Origin of the sequence: Motiliproteus coralliicola (assembly GCF_003345655.1) — a bacterium.
Classification (GTDB): domain Bacteria; phylum Pseudomonadota; class Gammaproteobacteria; order Pseudomonadales; family Balneatricaceae; genus Motiliproteus; species Motiliproteus coralliicola.
The window spans coordinates 216628-243180 of record NZ_QQOH01000005.1 but is presented as its reverse complement, the minus strand read 5'-3'; the positions used below and the strand labels follow the sequence as shown (position 1 = coordinate 243180).

General features: G+C 58.5%; 24 protein-coding genes and 1 tRNA gene. 14 read left to right on the top strand and 11 right to left on the bottom strand.

Annotation, left to right across the window (positions count from 1 at the left end; all coding sequences use genetic code 11):
- Positions 1-60: 60 nt before the first annotated feature.
- Entirely contained in the window at positions 61-1104 is a 1044-nt protein-coding gene (gene queA / locus DV711_RS17395) for a tRNA preQ1(34) S-adenosylmethionine ribosyltransferase-isomerase QueA (RefSeq protein WP_114697003.1), read from the bottom strand.
- A 109-nt stretch (positions 1105-1213) separates the two neighbouring features.
- Between queA and DV711_RS17390 the strand changes: the two genes are divergently transcribed.
- From DV711_RS17390 to DV711_RS17365, 6 genes are all read left to right on the top strand, one after another.
- Positions 1214-1300: transfer RNA gene (locus DV711_RS17390), tRNA-Leu, on the top strand.
- Positions 1301-1585: 285 nt separating this feature from the next.
- The gene (locus tag DV711_RS17385; RefSeq protein ID WP_114697002.1) at positions 1586-2527 is read left to right on the top strand and encodes a LysR family transcriptional regulator; all 942 of its coding nucleotides are present in this window, start codon (positions 1586-1588) and stop codon (positions 2525-2527) included.
- Between the two features lie 200 nt (positions 2528-2727).
- Positions 2728-3759 (top strand): TRAP transporter substrate-binding protein, encoded by a 1032-nt coding sequence (locus DV711_RS17380; protein ID WP_114697001.1) that lies wholly within the window; start codon positions 2728-2730, stop codon positions 3757-3759.
- 105 nt (positions 3760-3864) lie between these two features.
- Positions 3865-4296, top strand: a complete 432-nt coding sequence (locus DV711_RS17375; protein WP_207802678.1) for a TRAP transporter small permease — start codon at positions 3865-3867, stop codon at positions 4294-4296.
- A gap of 2 nt (positions 4297-4298) precedes the next feature.
- Positions 4299-5576, top strand: coding sequence for a TRAP transporter large permease (locus DV711_RS17370; protein ID WP_114696999.1), 1278 nt, complete (start codon positions 4299-4301; stop codon positions 5574-5576).
- 4 nt (positions 5577-5580) lie between these two features.
- Complete coding sequence (locus tag DV711_RS17365) at positions 5581-6354, top strand: M15 family metallopeptidase (protein WP_114696998.1); 774 nt, start codon at positions 5581-5583, stop codon at positions 6352-6354.
- 13 nt (positions 6355-6367) lie between these two features.
- Here the strand turns inward: DV711_RS17365 and DV711_RS17360 are convergent, their stop codons facing one another.
- Complete coding sequence (locus DV711_RS17360) at positions 6368-6844, bottom strand: LabA-like NYN domain-containing protein (protein ID WP_114696997.1); 477 nt, start codon at positions 6842-6844, stop codon at positions 6368-6370.
- Between the two features lie 23 nt (positions 6845-6867).
- A complete protein-coding gene (dbpA, locus tag DV711_RS17355) occupies positions 6868-8253 on the bottom strand; it encodes an ATP-dependent RNA helicase DbpA (RefSeq protein WP_114696996.1) in 1386 nt (461 codons plus the stop codon).
- 210 nt (positions 8254-8463) lie between these two features.
- On the opposite strand from dbpA, the gene DV711_RS17350 reads away from it, so the two are divergent.
- The 5 genes from DV711_RS17350 to DV711_RS17330 all read left to right on the top strand — a co-directional run bounded on the left by DV711_RS17350 (position 8464) and on the right by DV711_RS17330 (position 15674).
- Positions 8464-9108 (top strand): TetR/AcrR family transcriptional regulator, encoded by a 645-nt coding sequence (locus DV711_RS17350; protein ID WP_114696995.1) that lies wholly within the window; start codon positions 8464-8466, stop codon positions 9106-9108.
- Positions 9105-10493 (top strand): efflux RND transporter periplasmic adaptor subunit, encoded by a 1389-nt coding sequence (locus DV711_RS17345; RefSeq protein ID WP_114696994.1) that lies wholly within the window; start codon positions 9105-9107, stop codon positions 10491-10493. Before DV711_RS17350 ends, DV711_RS17345 begins: the two co-directional genes overlap by 4 nt.
- Position 10494: 1 nt before the next feature.
- Positions 10495-13644 (top strand): efflux RND transporter permease subunit, encoded by a 3150-nt coding sequence (locus tag DV711_RS17340; protein ID WP_114696993.1) that lies wholly within the window; start codon positions 10495-10497, stop codon positions 13642-13644.
- A 352-nt stretch (positions 13645-13996) separates the two neighbouring features.
- On the top strand, positions 13997-14848 hold the full coding sequence (locus DV711_RS17335) for a 3-hydroxybutyryl-CoA dehydrogenase (protein WP_114696992.1): 852 nt from the start codon (positions 13997-13999) through the stop codon (positions 14846-14848).
- Between the two features lie 10 nt (positions 14849-14858).
- Positions 14859-15674 carry an enoyl-CoA hydratase-related protein gene (locus tag DV711_RS17330; protein ID WP_114696991.1) on the top strand — a complete coding sequence of 272 codons (816 nt, stop codon included), beginning with the start codon at positions 14859-14861 and terminating at the stop codon, positions 15672-15674.
- Positions 15675-15753: 79 nt separating this feature from the next.
- On the opposite strand, the gene DV711_RS17325 is transcribed toward DV711_RS17330, so the two are convergent.
- The 7 genes from DV711_RS17325 to DV711_RS17295 all read right to left on the bottom strand — a co-directional run bounded on the left by DV711_RS17325 (position 15754) and on the right by DV711_RS17295 (position 22536).
- Positions 15754-16113: a RidA family protein gene (locus tag DV711_RS17325; protein WP_114696990.1), complete on the bottom strand. Its 360-nt coding sequence runs from the start codon at positions 16111-16113 to the stop codon at positions 15754-15756.
- Between the two features lie 48 nt (positions 16114-16161).
- The gene (locus tag DV711_RS17320; protein ID WP_114696989.1) at positions 16162-17340 is read right to left on the bottom strand and encodes a M24 family metallopeptidase; all 1179 of its coding nucleotides are present in this window, start codon (positions 17338-17340) and stop codon (positions 16162-16164) included.
- Between the two features lie 71 nt (positions 17341-17411).
- Positions 17412-18755: a TRAP transporter large permease gene (locus DV711_RS17315; RefSeq protein ID WP_114696988.1), complete on the bottom strand. Its 1344-nt coding sequence runs from the start codon at positions 18753-18755 to the stop codon at positions 17412-17414.
- Positions 18752-19294: a TRAP transporter small permease gene (locus tag DV711_RS17310; protein WP_114696987.1), complete on the bottom strand. Its 543-nt coding sequence runs from the start codon at positions 19292-19294 to the stop codon at positions 18752-18754. The genes DV711_RS17315 and DV711_RS17310 overlap by 4 nt, the downstream gene beginning before the upstream one ends.
- Before the next feature lie 85 nt (positions 19295-19379).
- On the bottom strand, positions 19380-20423 hold the full coding sequence (locus DV711_RS17305; RefSeq protein WP_114696986.1) for a TRAP transporter substrate-binding protein: 1044 nt from the start codon (positions 20421-20423) through the stop codon (positions 19380-19382).
- Positions 20424-20486: 63 nt separating this feature from the next.
- Positions 20487-21650 (bottom strand): M20 aminoacylase family protein, encoded by a 1164-nt coding sequence (locus DV711_RS17300; protein WP_114696985.1) that lies wholly within the window; start codon positions 21648-21650, stop codon positions 20487-20489.
- A 46-nt stretch (positions 21651-21696) separates the two neighbouring features.
- The gene (locus DV711_RS17295; protein WP_243633872.1) at positions 21697-22536 is read right to left on the bottom strand and encodes a maleate cis-trans isomerase family protein; all 840 of its coding nucleotides are present in this window, start codon (positions 22534-22536) and stop codon (positions 21697-21699) included.
- A gap of 249 nt (positions 22537-22785) precedes the next feature.
- Here DV711_RS17295 and DV711_RS17290 point away from each other — a divergent pair, with 249 nt between their 5' ends.
- Entirely contained in the window at positions 22786-23286 is a 501-nt protein-coding gene (locus tag DV711_RS17290; protein ID WP_114696984.1) for an Lrp/AsnC family transcriptional regulator, read from the top strand.
- An 81-nt stretch (positions 23287-23367) separates the two neighbouring features.
- On the opposite strand, the gene DV711_RS17285 is transcribed toward DV711_RS17290, so the two are convergent.
- Positions 23368-24558, bottom strand: coding sequence for a diaminopropionate ammonia-lyase (locus DV711_RS17285; protein ID WP_114696983.1), 1191 nt, complete (start codon positions 24556-24558; stop codon positions 23368-23370).
- Positions 24559-25015: 457 nt separating this feature from the next.
- On the opposite strand from DV711_RS17285, the gene DV711_RS17280 reads away from it, so the two are divergent.
- Together DV711_RS17280 and DV711_RS17275 are read left to right on the top strand one after the other, a co-directional pair.
- Positions 25016-25855, top strand: coding sequence for an AraC family transcriptional regulator (locus DV711_RS17280; RefSeq protein ID WP_165840155.1), 840 nt, complete (start codon positions 25016-25018; stop codon positions 25853-25855).
- A 47-nt stretch (positions 25856-25902) separates the two neighbouring features.
- Complete coding sequence (locus tag DV711_RS17275; protein WP_114696981.1) at positions 25903-26544, top strand: LysE family translocator; 642 nt, start codon at positions 25903-25905, stop codon at positions 26542-26544.
- Positions 26545-26553: the final 9 nt, after the last annotated feature.

The following is a 26553-nucleotide window of genomic DNA, read 5'->3' as shown; positions in this document are numbered from 1 at the left end:
GCGCAGTGTACGAGAGTACATAAGCATTTTGAGCCGACTTTTAACGACGTATTAGCGAATTTAGCCCGCGCTGCGGCGCCGAGTCAGGAACATCGCATCACCATAGCTGTAGAAGCGATACTTCTGCGCCACCGCCTCCTGATAGGCGTTCAATATATGCTGCTGACCGGCAAAGGCGCTCACCAGCATCAGCAGGGTCGACTGCGGCAGGTGGAAGTTAGTCACCAGGCAATCGATCACCCGGAACTCATAACCGGGGTAGATAAAGATATCGGTCTCACCGCTGTAGGCGGCCAGCTCACCGCCATGCTTCATCGCCGCGCTTTCAAGCGAGCGGACACTGGTGGTGCCGACGCCGATCACCCGGCCGCCGCGGGCATGACAGGCACGAACCTGCTCGCACACCTGCTCGGATACCTCGATATATTCCGAGTGCATCTGATGCTCGGTTACCGTTTCGACCTTCACCGGCTGAAAGGTTCCCGCGCCCACATGCAGGGTCACGAAGCCGAGTTCGACACCCTTGTCGCGCAAGGTCTGCAGCAAGGCCTCATCGAAGTGCAGTCCGGCAGTGGGCGCCGCCACCGCACCGGGGACCCGGTTGTAGACGGTCTGGTAGCGCTCCCGGTCGGACTCGTGGTCCTCGCGGTCCATATAGGGAGGCAGTGGCATATGGCCGATCTCATCGAGCCAGCTCAGCAGTGAGCGCTCACCTTTGAAACGCACTTCGAACAGCGCGCCCTGGCGACCGGTCACCTCGGCTTCCAGCTGACCTTCCAGCAGCAGCTCGGCGCCGGGCTTGGGGGCCTTGCTGGAGCGGATATGGACCAGCGCGTTATGGGCATCGACCACCCGCTCCACCAGCATCTCGATCTTGCCACCGGTGGACTTGTTACCGAACATCCGCGCTGGAATCACCCGAGTATCATTGAACACCAGCAGATCGCCGGGCTCGACCAGCTCCAAAATATCGGCAAAACCTCGATGGATCAGCTCACCGGAATCACCATCAACGCAAAGCAAACGGCTGCCGGTACGCTGCTCGGCCGGGTGCCGGGCAATCAACTCATCGGGCAGTTCAAAATGGAAATCATCAACACGCATGGACAGACAACAACTTATCGCGGGCAACGTTCAAACAACAACGGTCAAATCAGCGTCAAAGCGCGATTGACCTGCGAAAAAAGCCGACTATAATAGCACGCTCTTTGATGCCAGAGTGGTGAAATTGGTAGACACAGGGGATTCAAAATCCCCCGCCTTAACGGGTGTGCCGGTTCGAGTCCGGCCTCTGGTACCATCTACAGGAAGCCTCGCGACAGCGGGGCTTTTTTGTGCCTGATAGTTTTTGCCGCCTACTTCAGCACTACAGCATTAATTCCTCGGTGCTTGGCACCAACTCCCCTCCCATCTCAATCGGCGAATTGGCATTCGGCGGTGACGCACCGCTGAATTTTGGGGTTTTGACAGGTAGGATGGATTAACGAGCAAAGCGATACAGTCGCCCTTGATGGCAAGGGCTATACGACCGTTATTTGGCTAGCGACGCTTTCACCTCCTGACATACGACCTCTAGTAACGGCCTATGACAAAACTCAGCCCTCGAGCACTGGAATACCTGAATGCAGTAGCCCGTTTTGGTTCGCTACGCAAAGCAGCAGCGAAATTGAACGTAGACCCTTCCGCAGTCAGCCGATTACTAGCCCTGCTGGAGGAAGAGGTTGGCCTGCCTCTGTGGGAACGTCATAACCAGGGGGCACGGATCACACTAGCAGGGGAGGAGCTGCTGGATCATTTCCGCCAGATGCAAGCTAGTGAAGCGGCGACCCTGTCACGGATCCAGGATATGCGAGGGCTACGCAAGGGTGAGGTGAAGGTAGCCGTCGGTGAAGGCTTTATCTCTGATCTGATTGCCGCGCCGCTACAGGAGTTTATGAGCCGTTATCCCGGCATTCAGATCAGTATCGAGATGGCCGGAGCTAATGAAGCGGTACAGATGATTCTGGATGATCAAGTCGATTTCGGAATCGTCTATTCCGGGCCGGAGGTGGCAGACTTATGTTGTCATCTGGAGACCCGTCATCCGCTGGACCTGATCGCCCGGCCCGATCACCCTCTGGTATCCCTGGCTCGCGCCGTCAGCTTTGATGAGCTGAGCCAATACCCACTAGCACTGATCGACGGAGCCTATGGCATGGGGCGGCTGATTCGCCGGGTGGAGGAGGCAGAGCACCGCGCACTCACCCCCAGCCTGCGCACTAACTCGGTGGCGGTGCTAACCCGCTTTGTCACCTCCGGGCTGGGCATCGCCCTGATGCCGCAGCTGACCGTTGCCGCTGAAATCCATGCACAGCAGATCGCCTGTGTCGCCATCGATCAGCCGATGCTAGCCGATGCACGGGCTCGGGTACTCAGCCATAATCGTCGAGAGCTAACCCTGCCCGCCCAGTCACTGATGGATCACCTCAAATCCAGCATGAAGTTCCTGCGCGAAGATGCGCCGCTACTTTCCACCCACCTTGGCTGATCAACCCTGAGCTCTGATCGCAGCTCTAGCCCGACAACCTGCTGTACGTTTTCTGACCACCTACACTGCAGAGCCTTTGGCCCACAGTGTTGAGTTTTTTCCAACACCTCGTGAATTGAATAGTCAACGCCGCATCAACTACCTTCAATACAGGTCGTACGGCGACCATAAAAAAAATAATTCAACTAAGAGGCATAAGCATGAATAAGGCACTCAACAGCCCGGTTCACAAGAAGCTGTTTAAAAGCTGCGTATTGGGCTTTGGCGCACTGTTAACCTCGCTGACGGTTAGCGCACAGACCATCAACCTTAGTTATAACGGTGCACCAGATGCGGACAAAAATGCCGTGCACCTATTTGCAAGCAACCTGAAGAAACTGGTTGAAGAGAAAACCAATGGCTCCCTGTCCCTCAAACTCTACCCCAACAGCATGCTGGGTGAAGAGGATGAGCGGATGGAACAGGTGATGAACACACCAAGCCTGAACATCGCCTCATTCGGCGGTGTCTCCCCGCAATTCCCTGAGATCTTTGTCAGCGCGATTCCATTCATGTTCTCGGATTTCGACAGCGCCCGTCATTTCTTTGATCAAGGTGAATACTGGAAGGCGTCTCAGAAAGAGTTCTTCCAGCGCACCGGCACCCATATGCTGGCAGTTATTGAAGAAGGTGGTTTCCTGGCGTTTACCAATAACAAGCGTCCGATCCACTCCCCAGAGGATTTCAAAGGCCTGCGTTTCCGTGCTATGGATAAGAGCCAGGTGGCACTGTATGAATCCTTCGGCGCTTCCGGCACACCAATCCCCTGGACAGAAGTTTATATGGCCCTGCGAACCAGTGTCGCCGACGGCCAGATGAACCCGCCGATGTACATCATCCTTGGCAGTCTGCATGAGGTACAGAAGTACCTGACACTGGCCAACATCCAGTATTCGGACCAGTTCTTGGTCGCTAACGATGAACTGCTGAACAGCCTCAGCGAGACTGAACGCAAAGCGCTGGACGAAGCGGTACTGGAGGCCAACCGCCTGAATCGTGATGCCGTGCAAAGTCAGGTGGAGAAGCGCATCCAGTTCCTGGCCGATAACGGCATGGAAGTGTATCGCCCGTCTGCCGACGAACTACAAGCGTTCCAACAAGCCAGCCAACCCTCCTTTTTGGCTTGGCTGAAAGCGCAGAACATCGATCAGAAGTGGATCGATATGGCGCTGAAAGACGCTGGTCTGAACTGATCGACTGTCAGAGTACCCTCGGTTAAACAGCGACGGCGGTTTCGACCGCCTCCCTGAGGTATCACTATGTTTTCCAAACCGTTAAACAGACTAGGCCAGGGGCTGATGCTGATCGCTTCAGCCCTTTTTGTTCTCAATGTCTGCGTGCTTCTATACGGCGTAGTCGCCCGTTATCTGGTGGGCCACTCACCAATCTGGATGGATGAGCTGTCCCGTTACCTGATCATAGGCACGGTGCTGTTGGTACTGGCTCCCGCCTGGCTGCAGCAACGCCATATGCGGGTAGATTTTCTGGAGTCCATGCTACCGCGCCGCCTGAAAATGGCACTGCGCCTCTACAGCTGGCTACTGGTGTTGGGATTGAGCGGTTATATCGCTTGGATCAGTTGGCATTACGCCTTTTCGGTACAGCGTTTTATGACCATGGGGCTGGGCATCAGCAAAACCATTCCCTTGCTCTCGATTCCGATCGGCTTTGGCTGTCTGTTTGTTGCCGCCCTGATCCATGGGCCTGACCTGAAAGGCACGAAGGGGTAACTATGTTATTGGCAATGTTTGCGACCTTTTTTATTCATATCCTGCTGGGTATCCCGCTGTTCCTCTGCCTGATTCTGACGGCGGTGGTGGGCTTTGTGGTAGCGGAACCCATGCTGTTGTCCCGGATGCTTCCGCAGCAGTTTTTCAGCGGTATCGACGCATTTTCCCTAATGGCGATCCCCCTGTTCATTCTGGCTGGCAACCTGATGAACGGCGCCGGTATGACCGAACGGCTGATGCGGCTAGCAAGGGTGCTAGTGGGACACCTACGCGGTGGGCTGGGCTATGTGAATGTGGTCTCCAGCGTATTTTTTGCAGGAGTAAACGGTTCAGCGGTAGCGGATACCTCGGCGCTGGGTTCACTGTTGGTGCCCGCAATGAAGAAAGAGGGCTACTCAGCTGCCTATGCGGCAGGCCTAACCGCTGGCAGCTCCCTTATCGGACCGATTATTCCTCCCAGCATCTTCATGATCCTTTACGCCTCACTCACCAATACCTCGGTAGGTGACCTATTTCTGGCGGGAGTGATTCCCGGGCTGTTGCTGGGTGCCGCCTTTATGGCGATGAACTGGGTTTACGCCCGGCGCGCCAAAATACCAACGACCGGCCAGAAACCCTCTGCCAGTGAATTCCGACAAGCGCTGCTCGGGGCGATTCCGGCGCTCATTGCCCCCTTTATCATCGTGGCGGGTATCGTGTTCGGCTTTGTCACGCCGACCGAGTCGGGCGCGCTGATCGTTGCCTATGTTGCGCTGGTAGGGCTGTTTAATGGCGAGCTGAGACTCCGTGCGCTGAGTCGTTCGATTCGCGATACCGCTATACTAACGGGCACCATCTTCATCATCATGGCCGCCTCCTCGGTGATCAGCTGGTTACTCTCCTATGCACAGGTGCCGATGCAGTTTGCCGATCTGCTGGCGCCATTCCGGGACAGCCCGGTGCTGGTACTGCTGATGCTCAGTGCCATTACCTTTGTCACCGGCATGTTTATGGAGGAGGTCTCGGCGCTAATCCTGCTGACGCCCATCTTTATTCCCGTTGCCAGCATGGCAGGAATCGATCCGGTTCATCTGGGTATCGTGATCACCCTCAACATCACCATCGCCCTGATTACACCGCCGATGGGGGCCTGCGTCTTTGTGGCGGCAGCCGTCAGCAATCTGCAGATTATCGAATTGTTCCGCACCATCTGGCCATTCGTGCTGGTGGCGATTGCGGTGCTGATGCTGCTGATTCTGTTACCGCAGATCACTCTTCTGCTACCGAACCTGGTGGGTTGATGCGATGAACAGATTGTTAGAACAAGCGATTCCTGAGATCCCCCAGCCAGACTGGCAGCGTGTTTCACAGATCCCTATTGTCGAGTGCGGCGATGGATTGCAACCGATGAGTTTGGCCCCGGAGCCTATCTGCACCTACCCTGCCTACTTCAAGATGGGTATCCCAGGCGCACCGGCAGAATGTCATCTGCGCCTAGGTGTCTACACGCGATTAATTCAGGCAGCTCAACAACTGCCCAGCGGTATTCGACTGGTGGTGCTGGATGGCTGGCGACCTTACCCGGTGCAACAGCACCTGTACGATACGCTGGTCAATTTGATGGAGCACAGTCTGCCGAATCTGACGACTGAACAGCTGCACGCCAAGGCACGCGACCTGGTGTCTCCTCCCAGTAACGAGGTGGATGCACCCAGCCCTCATCTGACCGGCGGTTCGGTGGATATCACCCTCGCGGACCGCTACGGCCAGCTGCTAGATATGGGCACCCGGTTCGACGAGGCCAGTCCGCTCTCCTTTACCGCCAGTTTCGAAAAGCAAAACGACCTGACCCCGGCCCAGCAACAAGCACGGGATAACCGCCGTCTTCTGTACAACGTTATGGTTCAATCAGGCTTTACCAACCTGCCCAGTGAGTGGTGGCACTTCGACTACGGCAACCAATTGTGGGCATGGTGCAGCGGTAACTCCCATGCCATCTATGGCACCACTCATCCAGAAAGTTTGGAAGCGATGTGGCAGCAGCAGCTCAACAAGCAGGCCGGTAAAGATGGTAGTTAGAAGTGAAATAACCCTAAGACAGCAGTAATTTTTCATCGATCGGAAGAAACTGACCCGCGACGTCGATCAGCGAATTAGCGGTCAATGAGGGCACTCCGTAGACCTGGGTGTTAACCCCATCGACCCGCTGGATCCGATCCAGCAGCAGATCGAAGTCGCCATCACCGGACAGCAGCACCACGGTATCCACCTGGCTGGCGGCGTCGAGCACGTCGATGGTAATCCCCACATCCCAATCGCCCTTGGCGGAACCATCACTGCGCTGGATAAAAGGCTTCAAACGGACATTGAAACCGATCTGCTTCAGTGCGTTCTGGAATTTGAGCTGGCGTTCGTCGCCGCGATGAATCGCATAGGCGTTGGCGATCTGAATCTCGCCCTGCTGGCTCAGTTGCCGCCACAATTCACGGTAATTGAACTGCCGCCCGTAGGCTTGGCGGCAGGTGTAGTAGATGTTCTGTACATCGACGAACAGGGCGATCTTTTTCATGCTCAAGTCTCGGTGTCTTTCACTCAACGAATTCGGCGCAGGCGGAAGTTACGCCCCTTGAGCTTGCCTTCGCCCAGCTTCTTCATCGCCGCTTTGACCGAGTTTCGCTTCACCGCCACGTAGGACCAGTTGGCGAAGATCTGGATCTTGCCGACCTGATTGCCGTCGATGCCGCCCTGGCCGGTCAATGCACCGAGGATATCGCCCGGACGCAACTTCTGCTTCTTGCCGCCATCGATCTGCAGCGTCACCATCGCCGCTTTGGCCGGCTCCTGATCGAGCAGCGCCAACGGCGGCAGGGGTGCAGTGGGAATATCCTGATCCAGGTAGGCCTGCAAGCCGACCACCTTGGCTTCTTCGCGATCACTGTAGAGGGTGCAGGCCAGACCCTGGTTGCCGGCCCGACCGGTGCGCCCGATCCGGTGCACATGGACTTCGAAGTCGTTGGCGACCTGGTAGTTGATCACCGCATCAAGGCCGCTGACATCCAGCCCTCGGGCCGCCACATCGGTGGCCACCAGCACCGTGGCACTCTTGTTGGCGAACCGGACCAGGGTGCGATCACGCTCGCGCTGTTCCAGATCTCCGTGTAGCGCCAGCGCGCTGAATCCGTAGTCGTGAAGGTTATCGGCCAGTTGCTGGGCCTCGCGCTTGGTGTTGCAGAACACCACCGCCGACTCGGGTCGCGTCTGCAACAGCAACAGTCGCAGCGCGGTGAACCTATGTTCGTCGTCCTCGACCCGGTACAGCTGCTGCACGATGGTACTGTCGTCGTGTCGATCCTCCACCTTGACCATCACCGGATCCTGCATCACCCGCTGGGCGATGGCACGAATCTGGTCGGGATAGGTGGCGCTGAACAGCAGCGTCTGACGATCGCTGGGCGTGTTGGCGATAATCGCATCGAGGGCATCCTGAAAGCCCATGTCGAGCATCCGGTCGGCCTCATCCAGCACCAGCAAGTTGAGGTCATCCAGCCTGAGGGTGCCCTTGCGCAGGTGTTCCTCGATCCGCCCCGGCGTACCGACCACGATATGGGCACCGTGCTGCAACGAGCCGATTTGCGGACCGAACGGCATCCCGCCGCACAGGGTCAGCACCTTGATGTTATGGATGCTGCGGGCCAGGCGGCGTAACTCTTTAGCCACCTGGTCGGCCAGCTCCCGAGTCGGACACAACACCAGCGACTGGATCCGGAAGCGCTTCACTTGCAAGTGCTGCAGCAGTCCCAACCCAAAGGCGGCGGTTTTGCCCGAGCCGGTCTTGGCCTGGGCGATCAGGTCCTTGCCCTCCAAAATGGTGGGCAGACTGCGAGCCTGGATATCGGTCATCCGGTGATAGTCCAGCGAAGCCAGGTTTTCGATCAGGCTGGGATTGAGGGGCAGGGAGGAAAAGTCGGCGTTGCTCAAAAGGATTATCCAGGTCGGTGACGGGCAAACGGCGATTATCCCACGTTATCCCGCCTCCGTCCGGCTCAATAACAGCGCTTCTAGCTCCACACAGAAACATCGACAAAAATCGGCGCTTGATCCTTTTACCCAACTTTACATTAGCGCGGTTGCAATTAGCGTCCCAGGGAGTAGCATTAATTAATTAATCATTTGAGTAATTAAATTGAGATGACAACACCTCAAGACAACCCTCCCGCCAAGCGCGGTCGCCCGGTTGATCCTGAACTGCAGCAACAGCGCCGCCAAGATCTGATGGATGCGGCCTACGAGCTGCTGCGCAACAACAGCTACCGCAGCATCACCATTCGAGACCTGGCCACCCAGGCCGGCACCCAGTCGGCGATGATCCGATACTACTTCGGCGACAAGCAGGGGCTGTTTCTGGCGATGTTGAAACAGATTGCCGACCAACGCTTCAGCCATTTCCAGCGACTCTCGGAGGCTCCCGATCCGATCCGGTCCTTTATTGAAGCCTCGCTGCAATTCTTTGCCGAACACTCGCCGCTGATCCGGCTGATCACCGATGAGATGCTGGCCGGCGACAGTGCGCTGAAACAGGCCATTATCGAAACAGGCCCCAAGCGGATGGCGACCCTGCTACCGAAACTGATTGAGTCCCAGCAACAGGCGGGCCAGCTGCGCGCCGATCTGGATCCCAAATGGGCCGCGTTCTCGCTGGTCAGCCTGATCATGATGCCGTTTATCGTCAGCCCGGTTCGCCAGCAGGCCTGGCAGATCGATGACTCGGTGCTGCCCTCCTCGTCCTGGAGCGACCACATCTACCGACTGTTTACCGAAGGAGCCCGCCCATGAACCCAGCCAATCAACGTCGCCCATTGCTCGGGCGCGTCTGGGTGCTGCCACTGGTCATCGCATTGGGAGCGGCGATTGCCGTGGCGATCATCAAGAGTCAGCCGGTAATGGAGCATCAGGCCAAACCGCAGCCGCCGACCCCGGCCCGTGCCGTTGAGCTGCAACGCCATGATGTCCGACCCAGCGTGATCGGCTTTGGCTCGGTCACCCCGGATGTACTGCTCGATATGCGCGCCGAGATCGCCGGCAAGGTCAGCTATGTACATCCGCAGTTGAAGAAAGGGGTGATCCTGCCCGCCGATACCCTGGTGATCGAGATCGATGACAGCGACTACCGCCTGGCGCTTAAAAAGGCCACCGCCACCCTGGCCCAGAACCGCGCCAACCTGGCCGAGCAGCAGCTGGCTCTGAAAGATGCCGAGCAGGACCTGCAACTGGCCAAGCAAAAGCTTCAGCTGGCCGAGACTGAATTGGTACGGTTCGAGAAGCTGCTGACCCGGGGCTCGGTAGCAAAATCCAGTGTCGACAACCAACGCTCGGCGGTACTGCAGACCCAACAGGAGGTCCAGACCCTGCAGAACCAGCTCGACGTGATGCCCCACACCACCGAGGTGCTGGAAGCGCAGATCGAGATTGCCGAAGCCGAAGTTCAAACCCAGCAACTGAACCTGCAGCGCACCCAGATCCGTCTGCCCTTCAATGCCCGCATCGCCGGCCTGTCGGTCGAGGCCAACCAGTTCGTCGGTCAGGGCGCTTCGCTGTTCTCGGCCCAGACCATCAACAAGGTGCTGATCAACGCCCAGTTCCCGCTGGCCAAGATCCGCTTCCTGGCGCGGGGCTTTGACCTCAAACCCAACGAGATGAAAGCGCTGTTCGACAGCGGCGAAGATCCCAGCGGGCTGCTGCAACGGCTGGGGCTGAGTGCCAGGGTCCGGTTGGCCGGTGATGAGCTGCCGGTCAGCTGGAACGGCAAGGTGGAGCGTTTCAGCAGCAACCTGGATCCGGTCTCGCGTACTGTCGGCGTCATCATCGGGGTGGAAGATCCGTACCAGCAGATCCAGCCCGGCATCAAGCCACCGCTGATCGACGGCATGTACATGGAGGTCGAGCTGCAGGGGCGGCCACAGCCCTACTGGGTCGTACCCCGCGATGCGCTGCACGAAGGCGAGCTGTACCTGACCGGACCGCAGCAACAGCTCCATCGGATGGCGGTCAGTGGCTTCGCCCAGCAGCAGATGCTGTTGCTGGATCCGAATACCGCGATCGCCGCCGAGACCCGGGTCATCACCTCCGATCTGTTCCCCGCCGTTGACGGGATGCCGCTGGCGCTGAGTCCCGATCCCGACACCCAAGCCCTGATGCAGGACTGGCTGGAGGCACACTGAGATGATCCGCTTCTTTGCCGCCCACCCCACCGCCGCCAACCTGCTGATGGGGATGTTCATGCTGGCCGGGGTGCTGGCGTTGCCCGATATCAAACGCGAGACCTTTCCGGAGATCGACCGCTACGAAGTCCAGGTGACCGTGGCCTATCCAGGAGCTTCCCCCACCGATGTCGAGCTGGGGATCTGCAAGCCGTTGGAAGATGCCATCGACGGCATCAGTTTCATGGAGGAGAAACGCTGCGAGGCCCGTGATTCGGTCGGCATCATGACCCTGAAGATGCTCGAATCGGGCGACTTCGATCGGTTTCTCGACGACACCAAGTCAGCGGTCGACGGCATCGACAACTTCCCAGACGACAGCGAACTGCCGGTGGTCGAGGAGACCGGTCGCACCCAGGATGTGGTCACCCTGGCCCTGAGTGCAGAACTGCCGGCACGGGAGCTGAAAACCCTGGCCGAGCAACTCAAACAGCGGATGCAACAGACCACCGCGATCCCGCTGATCGAGATCCAGGGCTTCGCCAGCCGCGAATTCCAGATTCACGTACCGCAGCACAACCTGCGCCAATACGGCCTCAGCCTGGAGCAGATCGCCGATATCGTCCGGGGCCAGAATCTGGATATGCCCGACGGCGAGCTTAGTACCGCCAGGCGCGAATATCAGATCCGCTTCAGCGACGAGAAGCGCACCACCGACGAGCTGGCGAAGCTGATCGTCATCGACGGTGAACAGGGCGGCGAGCTGCGCCTCGGAGATATCGCCACCATCCACAGCGATTTCGATACCGATGAGAATCGGGTCACCTACAACGGCAAGCCGGCGGCGTTCCTGCAGATCCGCAAGAACAGCATCGACGACAGCCTCGACGTACTCGAGCAGGTCAAACGCTTTATCGACACCGAGCAGCACCGACTGCCGCCGGGGGTCGAACTGGCGCTGACCCAGGATTCCACCAGTATCATCAAAGACCGGATCCAGATGCTCGGTACCAACGCCTGGCAGGGACTGCTGCTGGTATTCGCGGTGATGTGGCTGTTCTTCGGCACCCGCTACGCCTTCTGGGTGGTAATGGGGCTGCCGGTGTCGTTCCTGGCCAGCGCCTTTGTACTGGGCCAGTTCGGCATGAGCATCAACATGCTGTCGATGGTCGCGCTGCTGCTGGCCCTCGGGGTTCTGATGGACGACGCCATCGTGATCAGCGAGAGCATCGGTCATCAAATCCGCCAGGGCCGCAAGCCGTTGCAGGCCGCCATCGAAGGCACCCGACTGGTGGCCCGTGGGGTGTTCTCGTCGTTTCTGACCACCCTCTGTATTTTCAGCGGCCTGCTGAGCCTGACCGGCGATATCGGCCAGATTCTGGTGGTGATTCCGATCGTGTTGATCTCGGTGATCTCGGTGTCGCTGATCGAAGCCTTCTTTATCCTGCCTCATCATCTGTACCACTCGCTGGCTCATGCCCGCAGCACCACCCCGTCGCTTATCCAGGCAAAGGTAAACGCCCTGTTCGAACGACTGCGACTGAAGATCGACCAGTTGGTCGGCGGTCTGATCCGCATCCGCTACGGTTTTGTCGGCGCGGTGATCGCGCTGCTGATCGTCTCCATCAGCCTACTGCCGTCTGGGATCGTCAAGTTCTCCGCCTTCCCGACCGTGGAGGGCGACATTCTGCAGGCCCGGGTGCTGATGCCCACCGGCACGCCGCTGCACAGAACCGAGGCGCTGGTCACCCAGCTGAAACAGCAGCTCAATGAGATCGCCGCGCCGCTGAGCGAACAGCAGGGCGAGCAGGTAATCAAGGCGGTCACGGTCAAGTACGGCACCAATGCCGATGCCTTCGAATCGGGTCCACACCTGGCCACCCTGAGTGTCGACCTGCTGACCGCCGAGCAGCGCCACTTCTCGATTAACGAGCTGAAACGACAATGGCTGGAGCGCGCCGAAGACCTTAACGGCGCCTGGAGTATCGCCATCAAGGAGCCCAGTATCGGCCCGGCCGGACGGGCGATCGAGATTCGACTGCAGGGCTCTGATCTGGATCGGCTCAGCCAGGCCTCCCAGGAGCTGAAGCACTGGCTGGCGGGCTACCCCGGCGTCTCTAACCTGCTCGACGACCTGCGTCCGGGCAAGCCGGAATTTACCCTGCACCTGAAAGAGGGCGCCTACAGCCTGGGGATGACAGCCCAGACGATCTCGTCCCAGCTGCGCGCCGCTTTTCAGGGCGCCAAAGTGCTGGAGACCAGTATCGGACTGGAAACCTACGACCTGGTGGTGGAGCTGGATAAGGCCTCGCGCGACGAGCTGGCCGACTTCGACAACTTCCCGATCATCAATCCGGCCAACGGCGCCATCATCCCGCTGGGGGATATCGCCGAGATCGTCCCTACCCGCAGCTATTCGCGGATTCATCGGGTCGATAATCAACGCACCCTGACCCTGCTCGGGGATATCGACGCCAGCGTCAACAACACCGCCGCGGTGCTCGGCCATATGCAGGCCAACTTCCTGCCCGAGTTCAAGCAACGCTACCCGGATGTCAGCCTGAAGCTCAAAGGCGAAGTGGCCGAAGGCGGTGAAACCCAAGGCTCGATGAAGTCGGCCTTCCTGATGGGACTGGCGGGCATTTTCGTGCTGCTCAGTTTTCAGTTTCGCTCCTACCTGGAACCCGTCATCGTGATGCTGAATATCCCGCTGGCGCTGATCGGGGTGATCTGGGGCCACTGGCTGCTGGGGCTGGATATCACTATGCCGTCGATGCTCGGTTTCGTGTCGCTGGCCGGGATCGTGGTCAACGACTCGATCCTGTTGGTCGAGTTCGTCAAACGCCGTGTTGCCGAGGGACTCAGCATCCACGCGGCCGCGGCCCGGGCCAGCCATGACCGCTTCCGCGCGGTGCTGCTGACCTCATTGACCACCATCGCCGGCATGACGCCGCTGCTGTTCGAAACCAGTCTGCAGGCCCAGGTATTGATTCCGCTGACCGTCAGCATCGTGTTCGGCATCGCCAGCTCGACCTTGCTGGTGCTATTCGTGGTGCCCTGCTGCTTCTGCATCCTGGAAGACTTCGGCCTGACCAGCTTGTCCTCATCCACGGCAGCGGATGACGACAACGAAGGCTCGGCAACCTCCGACAAGGCTTCCAAACCGGCATAAGCCAGACGGTTCAGCAGCGAGAAGAGAAGCGGTAAGGAAAAACCGATCGGAAAAACAGACGACAGAGCGGAGTTGGTTCGACCGATCGGTACTAAACCTGTTGCTCCCGCCACTTGCTGCATCCGCTCTCTTGACCGATAACCATACGACATGGCACCCATATACATTTTCAATGCAAATGCCGTAAAAAACTGCATTTTTGATGTATTTCGCGCATTTTCTTGACCGCAGCTCGACCAGCCTGCGACACTCGGGAGCGAGGATCACCCCTTGTGCAGCCGCACAAAGCGGCGCACCACCGGGGAAGCAAAACATCATTCCCAGATAAAACCAGACAGATAAAGGTATCAACATGACGATTGAACAGGTGGGAGTCGTAGGCGCTGGCCAGATGGGCAGCGGTATCGCTCAGGTCTGCGCGGCAGCCGGTCTTAAAGTGACCCTTTGTGACCTGAACCAAGAAGCGCTGGAACGCGGCCTTGGCGCCATCAGTAGCAGCCTGGCGCGCCTGGTCGCGAAGGAAAAGCTGAGCCAAGCCGACGCTGACGCAATCGTCGAACGGATCAGTATCAACACCGACATGGCCGCCCTGGCCCCGGCACAACTGGTGATCGAAGCCGCTACCGAAAACGAAGAGCTGAAGCAGAAGATCTTCCGCAGCCTGGACGAGATCTGCCAACCCGACGCAATCCTGGCCACCAACACCTCATCCATCTCAATCACCCGCCTGGCCGCCGTCACCCAGCGCCCCGAAAAGGTGATCGGCATGCACTTTATGAACCCGGTGCCGATGATGAAGCTGGTCGAGGTGATCCGAGCGCTGCAGACCGACGATGCCGTGTTCCAGCAGGTCACCGCGCTGGCCGAAGAGATCGGCAAGGTGCCGGTGGACGTGAAGGATGCCCCGGGGTTTGTCGCCAACCGGATCCTGCTGCCGATGATCAACGAAGCCGTATTCTGCCTCTACGAAAACCTGGCCAGCGCCGAAGAGATCGATACCGTGATGAAGCTGGGTATGAGTCACCCGATGGGGCCACTGGCCTTGGCGGATCTGATCGGTCTGGACACCTGCCTGAGCATCATGGAAGTGCTTTACGATGGTTTCAAGGACAGCAAGTACCGCCCCTGCCCGCTGCTGGTGCAGATGGTCGACGCCGGCTACCTGGGCCGTAAGTCCGGCCGCGGCTTCTACAACTACGGCTAAGGAGACGAGCATGAACGCAACCCATTTTGAAGGCAGCCTACCTGCCCAGGAATTCAGCAACATCCTGCTCGACGAAGTCGAAAATGGTATCTATCGCCTGACCATCAATCGCCCCAAGACCCTGAACGCGCTCAACGCCGATACCCTGAAGGAGATGGATGCGGCAATTGAGATCCTCGAGGCCGATCCAAGTGCCCGCGTGCTGCTGATCACCGGTGCCGGTGAGAAGTCTTTTGTCGCTGGGGCCGATATCGAGCATATGAGCCACCTGACCCCGATCGAGGGTAAGGCCTTCGCCGAACAGGGCATGCGGATCTTCCGTCGTTTGGAAACCCTGCGTATCCCGGTGGTGGCGCTGGTCAACGGCTACGCCCTGGGTGGCGGTTGCGAGCTGGCGATGAGCTGTGACTTTATCCTGGCCGCCGAAAACGCCAAGTTTGGTCAGCCGGAGGTCAACCTGGGTATCACCCCCGGCTTCGGCGGCAGCCAGCGTCTGACCCGTCTGGTCGGCCGCGCGATGGCGATGGAGCTACTGGTCACCGGTCGCACCATGTCGGCCGAAGAGGCGATGCGCCGCGGTCTGGTCAACCACGTCTATCCGCAGGCGGAATTGGCCGATGAAGGGATGAAACTGGCCGCGATGATCGCCGGCAAGAGCAGCAGCGCGATCCAGCTGACCAAGCAGCTGGTCCAGCGGGGTCAGGATCTGGACCTGGACAACGCCTGTGTGATGGAGAGTGATCTGTTTGGCCTGAGCTTCTCCACCGAGGATCGCCAGGAAGGCATGAGCGCCTTCTTGGAAAACCGCAAGGCCAAGTTCTCCTAAGTCTTTTACGACAGAGAGCGGGTCAACCTCCCCGGTTCAAGCCGGGGAGGGATCAACCAATCGCCGAGTGTTGAGACGATTAATCGGCGTCAGCTCGAACGGCGGTCACGGTAATCTCGACCAGCGTTTCTCCTTCCAGCGCCACCCCCAGGCAGGCCCGCTGGGGCCAGTGATCCGGGTCCTCGCCTATCCAAGTTTTCCAAACCCGATCCATCTCGGACTTCGCAGCCATGTCGGCGATATAGACCTGCGCGGAAACGATACGGGTTTTGTCACTCCCCAGTTCGGCCAGATTGCTGTCGATCGTCTGCAGTGCCAGTCGGGTCTGTCCCTCCATCGGCAGCGAGGTATCCGAAGCCGTTGCCACGGTCCAGACCAGATCCTTGTAGGCCGATGAACGATTGCGCCCGATATACTGCCCACGAACTCTTTCTATCATTGCTAGTCTCACCCCGCCGTTGCGACTGATTCTGCTGCCGGGTCCGACTCAACCGATGATCGGCAGCGTCTCCCAGGCCCTTTTGTGAAGCATCTCACAACCGTCTTCGGTGACCAGAATATTTTCCTCATGGACCATCATTCGCCCCGGGGCAAAGGACATCCCAGGCTCCAGCGTCAGCACCATTCCCGGTTGCAACAGCACATCACCGCCAGGAACATGAGAGGGCCACTCGGTCAGCTGCATTCCCAGGCCATGCCCCATCCGCCCGACATCGTTACCCAGGGCGCCGGCTTGTTCGAGCACGGACCACATCGCCTGCCAGACATCGCCGGTGGTGCGCCCTGGTGTAGCCGCCTGCAAGCCGGCTTCGGTGGACTGATAGACCGCTTCATAGGCCCGCTTGGCCTCGTCATCCACCCGCCCAAAGCCGTAGTTGCGGTCGAAGTCGCTGAAGTAGCCGTCGAAGTTCGCTCCGGTATCGATGATCAGCAGGTCGCCGTCGCCAAGCGTCCGATCGGTCGGCCCCATGATGATATTGTCATAGCCACCCTGTCCCGACGCCGAGATCAGATAGGGGCAGGCATCTGCCCCCAACCGCAGCATCTCCAGATGCATCGCTTTGCAGGCCTGTCGCTCGGTCATCCCGGCACGCAGATGCTCGAGCAGGTAATCGAACCCGGCTGCGGTGACTTCGCAGGCGAAACGGATCTTTTCGATCTCGGCCGCGGACTTAACACTGCGCAGGTCGCGGATAAGGGTGGAGATATCGACCAGCTCGCGCGATCCCAGCATCTGCTCTAGCTGGGCAAAGTTAGCCGCCGGCATGCGCAGATGGGTCTCAGGGCCCAACATGGCGCCGACCCGTCGATGATCACGGCTGAACTCCGTCAGCGCCTCGGCCAGCAGGCTGATGCCGTCGTCTTCGGGCCTTGGGGAGGGCCAACTGCGAACATCCTCGATCCAGGTCTGCTCGAATCCGGCCACGCCGATCTCGGGGACCACCGCGACCGGCAGCCCTTGCGCCGGCACTACCAGAAACCAGGGCCGGGTGGGGCTTTCCCAGAACTGCGATTTGAAGCCGCTGAAGTAGCGAAACTCCGGCTCGGTGGTCAAGAACAGCACATCAAGATCCTGCTGCGCCATCCGCTGCTGCAGCTTGGCGGTCCGCTGTTCAAACTCGGCCCGCTCAAACCCTCTGGCGGGAGCTTTCAATGCCTCTGTCATAGCCTTTTCCTATCTTTTCAAACGGCGAATAAGGGAGCCGCTCCCTAAGGAGCGGCATGGCGGCCCATCGATCAACCAAATGCCAGGTCACGCAGGAACAGCGCGATATCCGGGAAGAAGATCAACATCGCCGAGGTCAGGAACAGAATCAGAATGAACGGCAGCGTCCCTCTGATCACCTCCATATAGGGCTTATTGAAGATCGCGATCGCGGTGAAGATATCGCAGCCGAACGGCGGCGTGGCCGAACCGATCGCCATCTGCAGCGTCACCATCACCCCCACCAGCACCGGGTCCAGGCCGACCGAGCTGACGATCGGCATAAAGATCGGGGTCAGGATCAACAGCACCACCAGCGAGTCGACGAACATGCAGCCGACAAAGAAGGTCACGGCGATCACGAACAGCACGTACTCTTTGGAGGCATCTTCCAGGTTCAGCGGTGCCAGCAGCTCCTGCGGAATCTGCTCGAATGAGATGTACCAGGAGAAGGCCTGACCGATACCGACCAGAATAAACACCACCGCGGTGATCAGTCCGGTACTGAGGGCCGCATCCCAGATATCACTGACCTTCAGCTCACGATAGATCACACACTCAACAATGATGGCGTAAAGCACCGAGAAGGACGCGGCTTCGGTCGGCGTCACGATACCCGAGTAGATACCGCCGACGATCAACACCGGGAAGCCCAGCGGCAGCAGTGCCTTACGAACCGCGGTGAGCTTCTGGGCCCAGTCGGTTTTCTCCACCAGCGCGATGCTGTCGCTGTGGGTCACGCTATGAACATAACAATAGATGGAGAACAGGAACGCCAACAGGATCCCGGGGCCGATACCGGCGATAAACAGCTCGCCGACACTGGCGTTGGCCAGGGTGCCGTAAAGGATCAGGCCGATACTGGGCGGAATCAGGAAGGCGATATCGCTGGCGTTGATGATCAGCGCCATCACGAAGCTGTCCTTATAGCCGGCCTGCAGCAGTTTCGGCCGCATGATCTGACCTACCGACACCACGGTGGCCTGGGTCGAACCGGACACCGAGCCGAACAGAGTACAGCTGATACAGGTGGTGATCGGCAAACCGCCGCGCATATGGCCGACGAAGGACTCGATCAACCCCAGCAGGTTATGGGCGGTGTGGCCGCGGGTCATGATATCAGCGGCCAAGATAAACATCGGCACCGCAATCAGGGCATTGGGCGAGATCCCGGTAACCATCTGCTGGATGATCACCTGGGGATCGGCGCCGGAAAAGTGCAGCAGGCCGATCAGGGCACCGACCGCCAGCGGGACGATCATCGGGAAGCTCATGAACAGCAGGATCACCATCACCGTCACCAGGGTAAAGGTGACAACGTAGATATCGAGCTCTCCGGCAATCACATCGGAGAAGAATTGGGCGAGATCGCTCATACGACGTCCTCCGTCACATCAGACTGGCTTTCGATCAGGTCGTGGGAGATGTAGATCTCGCGGTGGGTCACGTTCATCAGGAAGCTGATCAGGAACTGGATCCCAGCCATAGTCAGGCCGATCGGAATAATGGAGTAGATGATGTACACCGGGAACTGCAGCGCAGGACTCAGGCGGTTGAGGCTTTGCAGGTCCAGGACGTAAAAATAGGACAGGTAGGCCAGGTAGAACATCAACAGCCCGGTGGTGATGGCGATCAGGGTGGCGATCACCTTTTTGGCGCGATAACCCAGGGCATCGTAAACCGCCGTCATTCGGATATTGCGCCCCTTGCGAACGGCATAGGCAAAGCCGATGAAGGTGACCGAGACGATCAGAAACTGATTCAGTTCTTCGGAGAAGAAAATGCTCTTATTAAAAAAGTACCTCCCCATCGCGTTGGCGGTCGAGTTAACCATCATGACGACGATAGAAAACCCGATGATGAATTTCTCAATCTTTTCAGTCAGTCGACTGATGTGATGAAGTACTTTTTTCATAATAGCTTTCCCCAAAAGCCGCTAGTCCGTTAGCGGCTGTTGCTGGTTGGATCTTGTTATTGTTGCGCTATTGCTAGAGGGGGAATTAGGACCCCTGGGAGGCGGCTTCGACTTCCGAGATCAGCTTCTGCAGAATCGCTTTGGCACCGTCCCGTGCCGCCGCTTTGTCGCCGTCCGAATAGGCATTCTCAACAACATCGTAGTAGGTGTTATGCAGGGACTTGCTCAGCTCTTTGAAACGGCTGCGCTCCTCTTCGTTCAGCACGACCACCTGCATGTCCGGACGATCCTTCATGATCTTGTCCATGTTTTCCTTGTTGATCTTGAGCTGATACTCGTAGGCAGCCTGGTCGGCGGCTTTGATCGCCTTCTTGATCATCGCCTGCTTCTCGCTGGACAGACCGTTGAACCACTTGCTGTTGGTGGACACGGTTCCCACGTAGGGCTGCTGGCCGGGGAACATCAGGTAATCCTGAACCTCGTGCCACTTGGCGTTGTAGATGAAGTAGATCGGGTTAACCATGCCGTCGATCGTTTTCAACTGCAGCGAACCATAGACCTCACCCCAGGACAGCGGGGTCGGCGTGGCGCCGAAGGTCTTGTAGGTTTCTACCGGGATGGTCGAGGTGAAGGTACGGATCTTCTGGTTGGCGAAGTCTTCCGGGCTGCGGATCGGCTTGTTTGCGCCCCAGACCATCTCCCCTTCGGACAGCATCGACAGCAGCTTCAGGTTCACGCTCTCGAACTTGGGTGCCAGGTCCTCGTAGATCGCCTTGCTGCTGGTCAGGATCTCGCGGGTAACCTCTTCGTTGGTGCCCAGCACGTACGGCAGGCTGATTGCCTGAACCTCAGGTACGTAGGAGCCCAGGTGACCGGTGCCGACTGAGACGAACTGGATGGTGCCATTGGCCGCCAGTTCAACGATGTCGTTCTCGGTACCCAGCTGGCCGTAGTAGTAGATACGAACCTTGGTCTTGCCACCGGATTCCTTCTTGATCACCTCGGCAAACTTCTGTGCATAGATATCCTGCACATCGGTCTTGTCCTCTTCGGAGGCAAATTTCCAGGTTTCGGCTTGGACGCCGAAGGAGATTCCCAGGGCGAGTAGTGCAGTGAAGAGTCTTTTCATGGTCTTGCCTCTTATTTTAATTGTCGGCCTCAAGGGTCGTCTTGTTGGGATAGGGGTTTAGGGTTAGTTCAAACGATCACTGACCAACTGGATCCAGTAGCTTGCGCCCAGTTCCAGGATCCGGTCGTTGAAATCGTATTCGGGGTTATGCAGGGCGCAGCCACCGACCGATTCGGTGCCGTTACCCAGCAGCACGTAGCAGCCGGGCTTCACCCGCAGCATGCTGGAAAAATCTTCAGAGATGGTGAACGGATCGCAGCTGCCGTTGACGTTATCGGCGCCCAGCACCTGCTGGGCGGCTTCGATGGCGTACTGGGTTTCGGCGACGCTGTTGACCGTCGGATAGAAGGTATTCACAAACTCAAACTGGTACTGCGCTCCACTGGCCTGGCAGATGCCGGCGACGATGCGCTCCATGCTCTGCTCAATCTTGGCCAGCGAGTCTTCGCTGAAACAGCGACAGTCACCTTTGATTACTACCTGCGAAGGGATCACGTTAACCGTGCCGTTGGTCTCGAACTCGGTTACCGACACCACCGCCGTCTCGTGGATGGCGCTAAGATTGCGCGACACGATGGTCTGCAGCCCCAGCACCACCTGGGCGCCGGTGACAATGGGATCAACCCCGGTATGGGGCATGGCGGCATGACCGCCGATGCCGTCGATGATGATTTCGAAGCTGCTCTCGCTGGCCATCAGCGAGCCCGGACGCACGGTCAAAGTGCCTTCAGGCAGCCCCGGCAAGTTGTGCAGGCCGTAGACCGCATCGATCTGGAAACGCTCGAACAGACCGTCATCGATCATCGCCTGGGCGCCCTTACCGTGCTCCTCATCCGGCTGGAAGATGAAATAGACCGTACCGTTGAAGTCACGGGTCTTGGCCAGCTGGCAAGCCGCGCCCAACAGCATCGCCGAGTGACCATCATGGCCGCAGGCGTGCATCTTGCCCTCATGTTGGGAGCGATGGTCAAACTGATTCTCTTCATGGATATGCAACGCATCCATATCTGCCCTCAGGCCGATACTGGCATCGCCTTCACCACCACGCAGGATTCCAACGACACCGCTCTGGCCAATCTGTCGAACAACCTCAACACCCCAGCTTTCCAGCTTCTCGGCGATGAATTCCGCGGTCTGCTGGACCTCGAAGCCACACTCGGGGAAACGGTGCATGTGACGACGCCATTCGGTCATCTGGGTGACCAGTTGCTGTTCCAGGGATGACATATTCAGACTCCAGCCAATTGGTTAATCAGGGTAAGGGAGGGATAAATCAGGCGCCGGATCTGGCAGAGGCGATCCGGCTGAGTAGCGAGCCGAAGCCCGGCACGGTTTCGGGGTAATTGACCAGTTGCAGACTATGCCAAGCCAACGCCTGGTTGCTGCTCACCACCGGCTTGCCCAGTCGCTGTTCGATCTGCTCGATCACCAGCGACGCCCGCAACGCCGTGCAGGACACAAACAGCAGATCCGCCGCGGGGTCGCAGGCATCCACCGCTGCATCGGCGATATCCTGGGGGCTGATAAAGGTCATCGCGGTGTCGTCTTCAAAGTCGAACCCGGCGATGTTCAACACTTCCAGCCCCTTGCTCTCGAACAGCTCGGCCACCCCTTCGTTCACCGCTTGGGTATAGGGGGTCAGAATCGATATCCGGCGGGCCTCAAATTGCTCGAAGGCGGCCAACGCGGCGGTCACCGGATTAGTCACCGGCACGCCCGGACGGGTCTGATGAACCAGCTCGGTGATCCGCTCGATACCGATAGCGACCGTGCCCGAAGTGCAGGCGTAGATCATCGCATCCAGCTCGGTTCCGGGCAGGATGGTGTCGGCGGCGGCCCCGATTCCAGGCGCCATCGAACGCAGGTTTTCAATCGTGAGGGGGTTGGTATTGCGTACCCGGCTGGTGAAGATCTCGACCGACTCGGGGTAGATACGGCGCAGATCCTGTTCAATATTGAAATCGGTTGCCAGCGCGATCACACCGATCCGGCCGGCTGGGGCCAACGTCTCTAGAGGCTGACGATGCGCTACGGATTCAATTCTCATAATCAGATTCTCGACGCCGACGAACTGCTGTCCGCAGGCTTTTTTATTGTAATAGAGTCGATACATCTCAAGCCTCAACCGGGCCTTGATTAAGATCTATGTTACAGAGCGGCTCTGCAGCCATTGATGTAATCCGCACGCCAAAGTGATGAAATACTGCAAATAGCCGGCGATTAGCGAGAAAATTCATCAGCCCATGGCGATAGCGGAGAAACCAGGTCCGCTCCGCCGGTCGTAGCCAGACCCGGGGCTGCGGCCATAGGGCCATACCAACAAGCCTCACCGGCAGGCATCGCGAAACAGGAGATAAACCCGATGACGTCATCAAAGGCGCCCCAGATCGACAGCTTCGACCGCAACATTCTCGACATCGTGCAGCAATCCAACCGCACCACCTCCGACCAGATCGCCGAGCAGGTGGGACTGTCCCCCGCCGCGGTTCAGCGCCGCCTCAAGCGGATGCGGGAACAGAATCTGATCCAGGCGGATATCTCGGTGGTCAACCCGAAAGCGATCGGGCGTGCCGTTACCTTGGTGGTCCAGGTCAGTCTGGAGCGGGAACGGGCTGACCTGATGGATGCGTTTAAGAAGGAGATGAAGCGTAACCCGTCGGTTCAGCAGTGCTACTACGTGACCGGCAGCTCGGACTTTATCCTGATCGTGACGGCCGTCGATATGGAGGGCTACGAGCGCTTCACCCGCGAGGCCTTCTTCGACAATGCCAACGTGCGTAGCTTCCAGACCAATGTGGTAATGGATACCGTCAAGGTGGGGCTCTCCGTCCCGACCCATTCGGACGAAGAGTCCGAATCCTGAAATTCCCATAAAAAAAACCCGAGGATCCGCATCCTCGGGGTTCAAGCTAGGGAACAACAGGCGTTCGGTTAGCGATGCAGCCTAGCCGACCAGTTGCTGGTACAGTTCCGGGTCTGTCGCACCCTCGGTACCGATCACCAGCACCTTGCTGCTGCTGTTCAAGCCTAACGCCTCGGCGAACGACTCGGAGCCTCGGGCCAGGACGGCAGCGGCCAGACCCGGTACCGCGGACTCACCGGCTTCGATCGCCGGATCCTGCTGGTAACCTTTGGCCAGCAGTCGCATGGTGGCCGGTACCGCGTCTTCGCTGAGAGTCATAAAGTCATCGGCGCCATCGGCCAGGATCTTCCACCCCAGGGCGGAAACCTCACCGCAGGCCAGGCCGGCCATCAGGGTATCCAGATCGCCCTCGACCACCACCGGCTCACCGGCTTTGGCGCTCAGTTGCAGGCAGTTAGCCTGCTCTGGCTCGACCACCACCAAGCGCGGACGCTTGTTACCCCAGAGGTCCCAGAAGTAACCGGAAACCGCCGACGCCAGGCCGCCTACACCACCCTGAACAAACACATGGGTCGGGATCTCACCGTCGAGCTGCTCGACGATCTCGGACAGCATCACGGTGTAACCCAGGGCAACATCCTTGGGTACTTCCATATAGCCGGGGTAGCTGGTGTCGGAGACGATAATCCGCCCTTCGGCTTTGGCATCGGCATCGGCTTGACGAACGGACTCGTCGTAATTTCCAGTGATTCGAATCACCTCGGCGCCAAACGCCTCCATCGCCTGCTTGCGCCCTTCGGACACATCCCGGTGGATATAGATCACGCAGCCACAACCAAACATCTGTGCGCCCCAGGCCACCGAACGACCATGGTTGCCGTCGGTCGCGCAGCTGACTACCAGTTCGGCGACTTCGGACTTCCAACGTCCATCCAACAGTTCGGTGATACTGGCCTTAATCCCCCGACGCTCCTCCAGCGCCAACTGCAGCTGGCGAGCCACGGCATAGGCGCCCCCGAGGGCTTTGAAGCTCTTCAGACCAAAGCGTTGCGACTCATCCTTGTACCAGATTGAATTCAGGCCAGCGTCTTTGGCCATCGATTCCAAGCAGTGCAACGGGGTCACGGCGTAACCGGGCCAGGTCTTGATATCGCGAATCGCGTCAGTCGCCTTGGCAACGCTGATGACCGCTTTCTGCTCGTCAGAGTAAGGGCGATCAAGATCAGCCTTAGGGTTAGCGAAATGGGTTAGATTTCCGGTGAGTTCTAGCATGGCGGTCAACGTCCTCGCTTTATCGATGGCATTCCTCCAAGCCGGGCGTTAACAGTAACAGCAAAGCCCGATCTGGCTGGAGAAACTACAAAACAATCTTATTTTTTCTGGCTACTTTCACCAGGCTGAGGGCCGGTGCTCAACGCTTTATCGGTAACTAAGTCTTTGCAAAGCGCCCCTACAGCGAGACTGAAGAGTCATCCGGCTTGTTAGAAAGTTTACGGATTGGGAATGCGGCGATTCGGTCTAACTCTGCGCCCAACGAAGGAAATCAAGCGATTTTCAGGAGTAAGTTGAGGAAATTCCGCACACCCTGATCTTCCCGACACAGCTGCGCAGGGTAATCCCCAGCCTTGATCCAGCCGGCACACGGAGGAAAAGTGGAAAATGTTCTTGTGGCTCAGTGGGGTTGATTGTATACCGATCAGAGAACCGATAACGCCTTGGGTAGATGCCGTTGCCACCGTCCACGAAACAGATCGATCAGCACTATCAGCACTTTACCGCGCTACCCCAGCTGGGACTTCGCAGTACCTCCGGCAGCACTCAAGGCTACAAGGCCCATAGTCATCCACAGCTATCGATCGGTGCCGTGATCGATGGACAGACCTGCCTGACCATCGACGGTGGTCAGCACCTTATAGGCACCGGCGAGCTGGTGATCATCGAACCCGAACGGGTGCACGCCTGTAACCCGATCGACGGGCAGTCCCGCAGCTACCATATGCTCTACGTCGACAACCATTGGTGTCTGGAGCGACTGTCACGGTTGTATCAGAAACCGACGCGTCGATTTAACTGCGACCAGCGCCGGATCGATAATCCCGAATTGTTCAAACGCTATCTGGCTCTGATCGATCAACTCCAACAGCAACGCTACAAGCAGGCCGAAACCACCCTGGAAGCGCTGGCTCTCGAGCTGCTGAGCCGCTGGTGCTCCCCCGCTGAGATCGACGATTCAGCCGATGGACTTGAGCAACGTCTCCGGCGCCGCCTGCTGGATGACATCGCCCAGCCGCCGAGCCTGGACCTGTTGGCCGTCGAGTTCGGCCGCTCCAAGGAGAGTCTGATCCGACGCTTCGGGCAGGCTTTCGGGATCACCCCCAAGGCCTTCATCACCAACGCCCGGATCGAACAGGCCAAGCTGCTGCTGCAAAACAACGCCCCCCTGGTGGAGGTTGCCATGGCGGTCGGGTTTTCGGATCAGAGTCAGTTTCACCGGGCTTTCGTCAATTACACCGCTTCCACCCCGAGGCAATACCAGCAGAGCCGGTCAATTTTCGACAATAACGATTAATCCCACCGGGCTACAGTGAGCGGGTCTCGTTCCACTGGTAAGCCCCGATGTCATTCGAATCCCTGATCCCCGCCGCCTTCCCTGCCCTGGCCCTGGCCCATTTCGTGGCGCTGCTGAGCCCGGGGCAGGATTTCTTTCTGATCGCCGCCCACGCCGTGCGACATCGACTCGATGGCAGTCGCTATATCTGTGTCGGTGTGGCACTAGGCAATGCTATCTATATCGCCGTTGCAATCCTGGGATGGAGTGGCATCCGCGACCTGCCCTGGCTGTTTTCCACCATCGAGATCCTGGGTGCGGGCTATCTGGGCTGGATCGGCATCCAGTTGCTCAGAAGTCGGCCGGCGGAACTGAGCCTGGAAACCACAGCCACCCAGGCTCCTCCCGGCCGATTACGCCAACTGTTGCTGGGATTAAACTCGGCGCTGCTGAATCCGAAAAATGCGCTGTTCTATATGAGCTTGATGACGGTAATCCTGGGCAGCGAGGTCAGTCTGACCCAACAGCTGTTCTGCGGAGCCTGGATGGTGCTGGCGGTACTGGGTTGGGACCTGCTGGTTGCGTCGATGATCGGTCAGCAGCGGGTGCAGCATTATCTGCGGCAGCGACTGCACTGGTTTGAACGGAGTGCTGGCGTGGTGCTGATGGGGTTTGGGATGGGTTTGTTAACGCAGTCAGCAAGTCGATAATCCGCTTCC

Coding starts and splice junctions, on each gene's coding strand:
- DV711_RS17375 (WP_207802678.1), top strand. CDS start 3,865: ATGCTGATCGCTTCAGCCCTTTTTGTTCTCAATGTCTGCGTGCTTCTA.
- DV711_RS17330 (WP_114696991.1), top strand. CDS start 14,859: ATGAACGCAACCCATTTTGAAGGCAGCCTACCTGCCCAGGAATTCAGC.
- DV711_RS17335 (WP_114696992.1), top strand. CDS start 13,997: ATGACGATTGAACAGGTGGGAGTCGTAGGCGCTGGCCAGATGGGCAGC.
- DV711_RS17295 (WP_243633872.1), bottom strand. CDS start 22,536: ATGTATCGACTCTATTACAATAAAAAAGCCTGCGGACAGCAGTTCGTC.
- DV711_RS17385 (WP_114697002.1), top strand. CDS start 1,586: ATGACAAAACTCAGCCCTCGAGCACTGGAATACCTGAATGCAGTAGCC.
- DV711_RS17365 (WP_114696998.1), top strand. CDS start 5,581: ATGAACAGATTGTTAGAACAAGCGATTCCTGAGATCCCCCAGCCAGAC.
- DV711_RS17310 (WP_114696987.1), bottom strand. CDS start 19,294: ATGAAAAAAGTACTTCATCACATCAGTCGACTGACTGAAAAGATTGAG.
- DV711_RS17315 (WP_114696988.1), bottom strand. CDS start 18,755: ATGAGCGATCTCGCCCAATTCTTCTCCGATGTGATTGCCGGAGAGCTC.
- DV711_RS17360 (WP_114696997.1), bottom strand. CDS start 6,844: ATGAAAAAGATCGCCCTGTTCGTCGATGTACAGAACATCTACTACACC.
- DV711_RS17285 (WP_114696983.1), bottom strand. CDS start 24,558: ATGCTAGAACTCACCGGAAATCTAACCCATTTCGCTAACCCTAAGGCT.
- DV711_RS17290 (WP_114696984.1), top strand. CDS start 22,786: ATGACGTCATCAAAGGCGCCCCAGATCGACAGCTTCGACCGCAACATT.
- DV711_RS17320 (WP_114696989.1), bottom strand. CDS start 17,340: ATGACAGAGGCATTGAAAGCTCCCGCCAGAGGGTTTGAGCGGGCCGAG.
- DV711_RS17340 (WP_114696993.1), top strand. CDS start 10,495: ATGATCCGCTTCTTTGCCGCCCACCCCACCGCCGCCAACCTGCTGATG.
- DV711_RS17345 (WP_114696994.1), top strand. CDS start 9,105: ATGAACCCAGCCAATCAACGTCGCCCATTGCTCGGGCGCGTCTGGGTG.
- DV711_RS17305 (WP_114696986.1), bottom strand. CDS start 20,423: ATGAAAAGACTCTTCACTGCACTACTCGCCCTGGGAATCTCCTTCGGC.
- queA (WP_114697003.1), bottom strand. CDS start 1,104: ATGCGTGTTGATGATTTCCATTTTGAACTGCCCGATGAGTTGATTGCC.
- DV711_RS17300 (WP_114696985.1), bottom strand. CDS start 21,650: ATGTCATCCCTGGAACAGCAACTGGTCACCCAGATGACCGAATGGCGT.
- DV711_RS17380 (WP_114697001.1), top strand. CDS start 2,728: ATGAATAAGGCACTCAACAGCCCGGTTCACAAGAAGCTGTTTAAAAGC.
- DV711_RS17325 (WP_114696990.1), bottom strand. CDS start 16,113: ATGATAGAAAGAGTTCGTGGGCAGTATATCGGGCGCAATCGTTCATCG.
- DV711_RS17350 (WP_114696995.1), top strand. CDS start 8,464: ATGACAACACCTCAAGACAACCCTCCCGCCAAGCGCGGTCGCCCGGTT.
- DV711_RS17370 (WP_114696999.1), top strand. CDS start 4,299: ATGTTATTGGCAATGTTTGCGACCTTTTTTATTCATATCCTGCTGGGT.
- DV711_RS17275 (WP_114696981.1), top strand. CDS start 25,903: ATGTCATTCGAATCCCTGATCCCCGCCGCCTTCCCTGCCCTGGCCCTG.